5 protein-coding genes are annotated in these 2,936 nt (G+C 70.2%); all 5 read left to right on the forward strand.

Going from position 1 to position 2,936, the window contains the following annotated elements:
• Window positions 1-170: 170 nt before the first annotated feature.
• Window positions 171-521: a hypothetical protein gene (locus ABZS40_RS36485; protein ID WP_354949285.1), complete on the forward strand. Its 351-nt coding sequence runs from the start codon at window positions 171-173 to the stop codon at window positions 519-521.
• Window positions 522-532: 11 nt separating this feature from the next.
• A complete protein-coding gene (locus tag ABZS40_RS36490; RefSeq protein WP_354949287.1) occupies window positions 533-967 on the forward strand; it encodes a hypothetical protein in 435 nt (144 codons plus the stop codon).
• The gene (locus ABZS40_RS36495; RefSeq protein ID WP_354949289.1) at window positions 967-1,620 is read left to right on the forward strand and encodes a hypothetical protein; all 654 of its coding nucleotides are present in this window, start codon (window positions 967-969) and stop codon (window positions 1,618-1,620) included. Before ABZS40_RS36490 ends, ABZS40_RS36495 begins: the two co-directional genes overlap by 1 nt.
• Window positions 1,617-2,009, forward strand: a complete 393-nt coding sequence (locus ABZS40_RS36500) for a hypothetical protein (protein WP_354949291.1) — start codon at window positions 1,617-1,619, stop codon at window positions 2,007-2,009. Before ABZS40_RS36495 ends, ABZS40_RS36500 begins: the two co-directional genes overlap by 4 nt.
• A 186-nt stretch (window positions 2,010-2,195) precedes the next feature.
• Window positions 2,196-2,867: a hypothetical protein gene (locus ABZS40_RS36505; protein WP_354949293.1), complete on the forward strand. Its 672-nt coding sequence runs from the start codon at window positions 2,196-2,198 to the stop codon at window positions 2,865-2,867.
• Window positions 2,868-2,936: the final 69 nt, after the last annotated feature.

The following is a 2,936-nucleotide window of genomic DNA, read 5'->3' on the forward strand; positions in this document are numbered from 1 at the left end:
GTGCGCTGCACCCCGACGCAAGCCGTCGCCCTCGGCACCGCCCTCATCGGCCTCGCGGCCCTGACCGACCAACTCGGCGGCGGCGTCCTCGGCGAGACCATCGCCACCTTCCCACCCACCTCCCACTCCACCCCGGAGCCCGAGGCGAGCGGCGAGAACGGGAAGCCGGCATGACGACCTCTATCGACCCCGCCGAGAACACCGACGGCATCGGCGACGGGCAACGCACGGTCAGCGCCGAGCAGATCGCCGGGGCGCTCGCTCTGCTCGGCGCGGTCGACCCGGTCTGCGTCGAGGTGCTGACCCGGCTCCACCTGCGGGTCTACCCCGGCGAGCCCGGCGACCGCACCGCCTACGTCGTCCTCGACGTGCACGGCGTCTCCATCGGCGTCAAACGCCGCGCCGCCTGCCTGTACCTGCACGCCGACACCACCGAGACCGACGACCGGCTCATCGCCTTCGAGATCAACGGCTACGGCGAGACCGACCACCCCACCAACCCCTCACACCCCGGCCTCTGAACGGAGCACCGATGTACCGCTCCATGGAATACGGCGACACCGCCCGAGTCATCACCCCCGCCGACGCCACCGAACATCGCCTCGGCACCGTCACCGACGTCTCCTACTCCACCCCGCACACCACCTACGCGCGCCGCTACACGCTGCGCTTTCCCGGCGGCATCGAGCGCACCTTCCCGGCCGATGACGTCGTCAGGTGCACCCGCGCCGACGACCACGCCGCCCTGGAGGCCGCCTTCACCACCGCATGCGTGGCCCTGCGCGACGCCTGCCGCATCGCCCACGACTACGACCCCGACCTCAGCGTCGGAACCGCGAGCCTGATCCGGCGACTGGTCGACCTCAGCCGGCTACGCCTCGGGCTAACCCTCAACCCGTCCGGCACCACTGGCGTGGCCAACACCGGCTCGCCGAACACCCGCAACCAGCACGGGAGTAACCAGTGATGCCGCACCGTCCGCAGACCAACCGGTCCGGGGAGCCAATTGAGCGAGCTGCGCTCGGCTCCACCACGGCGCCGCTGCTGGAGTCGCCATACTGCCGCCGCTGCCGACGAGGCGTCAGCATCCACATCAACGACCTCGGCATGGTGACGTACCAGCACGCCAACAAGCGAAGCGACAACGGCGACCACGACCCCGAGCCGGTAGCCGTCACCGAGATCCCGGACCCGATCATCGAGTGCGACTTCTGCTCCGCGCCCGACGCGGCCTGGATCTACCGGTGCGCCAACCAATTCAGCGAGCACCGACGCGTCACCGCACGAGTCGTCAGCGTCAGCGACTACCGGTCTCGGCACGCAGCGGCCCGGTCACGCCGCACCGACACCGAGCACGCAGTCACCCAGGCGTGGGGGGAACGGTGGCCAACTTGCCGCGACTGCGCCGACCTCATCGAGGCCCGCGACCTCTACGGGCTGATCCGCCGCGTGGTCGACGCGCTGCCCGCCAAGCTCACCCGAGGCAAACACCTCGTACGCGTTCGCGGGGAGCTGCACGCCACCTACTCCGAGGTATTCGACACCCTCACGCCCGGACGAGGCCGCATCATTCCCGGCCACCCTCTCGGCATCTGGCCAGACGCGGAGGCGACCTCATGACCGACACCGCACGGCACCAGCGGCCGGCGTTCACCCACGCGAAGGCCCGACGCCGCCTCGGCGCGGTGTGCGCAGCCGACGACGGGCCGCTGACCCGCATCACCGACGACCCGCACCTCGTCACCTGCCCAGACTGCGAAGGGCAGGTCGAGTTCGACGCGCTACCCGACGACGCCACCGCAGGCGATCCGCGCGTCATCGAGGTACTACGCGAGGTCACACGCGGCAACTGCCGCAAGATCGACGGGGTGGTGGTGGACATGACCACCGCCGCCGCGATCCTGACCGTCTACGACGCCCTCAAACCCGCCACGCGGGTCAAACTCGCCGCACTGCGCATCGACCGGATGGCGCAGGTGGCGTGGCGGCTACTGCGCCCGCACGTGTAGACCGGGGCGGGACGGTGGCCGGCGGGCACACCCGAGGGTGTGCGCAACCCCGCCGGCCACCTCGCCCACCCGGGCCACCTGCGGACCACACGACCGCCTTCACCCGGGCCGAGCGTGCCGTCGATCGTACGGTGAAGGACACGCTCGCCTGGACCGGCGGCGCCGCAACGAGGTATCTCGGGGAGGATGAACAACGTGGCGCGACGCGTGATGGACGGACGGATCGCTTTCGACCGGGCTGGTGTCGCCGCACATACCGGCGCGTCATATTCGACGGTCAACCACTGGCACCGCCACCGCGCCCGCTTCGACTTCCCCGAGGGCTTCCGGCGCGACGGCCACGACTGGTTTTGGCTCGACGACATCGAGGCGTTCCACGCCGCGCACCAGGCCACGAAACGCGCCGAGCTGACGAAGGTTGACCGCCGCGGCGACCCGGAGGATCTCATCGGCTCCGGCGCGGCGGCGAAAGTCCTTGGTTACAGCTCGTACCGAAATCTGCCCGACGCCCTGCTCGACCATCCCGATCGCGTCGAGGAGCTGTCGGACGGGCGAATCCGCCGCCGGTGGTACCGGCGCACCGTGTGGGCCGTAGCCGACGCCCGCACAGGCCGGCAATCCACCGGCCGCACCCCCGGCACCACCGGTGCCCATAAGCCGCACCCGTACGCAGACGATGAACGGCTTCACACCGCCATTGAACTACTTACCGAGGCCCGCGCCGCCGGCCGCGACCGGCGTGGGCTCGGCGGAACCCTCGCGCGACAACTCGGCGTCACGCCGCGCACCGCACAACGACTCTTGGCCATCGCGGCGCAAACTAGCAGCGTTGCCTTAGCCTCGGTCTTTCATGAGTGATTGATCTTGGTGTTGTGGGTGCGGCTGTCGGTGTTTCTGCCGGTGGGCATGGTGTGGGCCCGACGCGGG

The sequence above is a fragment of the Micromonospora sp. NPDC005324 genome, assembly GCF_040607155.1.
GTDB classification, from domain to species: domain Bacteria; phylum Actinomycetota; class Actinomycetes; order Mycobacteriales; family Micromonosporaceae; genus Micromonospora; species Micromonospora trifolii.

Coding starts and splice junctions, on each gene's coding strand:
- ABZS40_RS36485 (WP_354949285.1), top strand. CDS start 171: ATGACGACCTCTATCGACCCCGCCGAGAACACCGACGGCATCGGCGAC.
- ABZS40_RS36490 (WP_354949287.1), top strand. CDS start 533: ATGTACCGCTCCATGGAATACGGCGACACCGCCCGAGTCATCACCCCC.
- ABZS40_RS36495 (WP_354949289.1), top strand. CDS start 967: ATGCCGCACCGTCCGCAGACCAACCGGTCCGGGGAGCCAATTGAGCGA.
- ABZS40_RS36500 (WP_354949291.1), top strand. CDS start 1,617: ATGACCGACACCGCACGGCACCAGCGGCCGGCGTTCACCCACGCGAAG.
- ABZS40_RS36505 (WP_354949293.1), top strand. CDS start 2,196: ATGAACAACGTGGCGCGACGCGTGATGGACGGACGGATCGCTTTCGAC.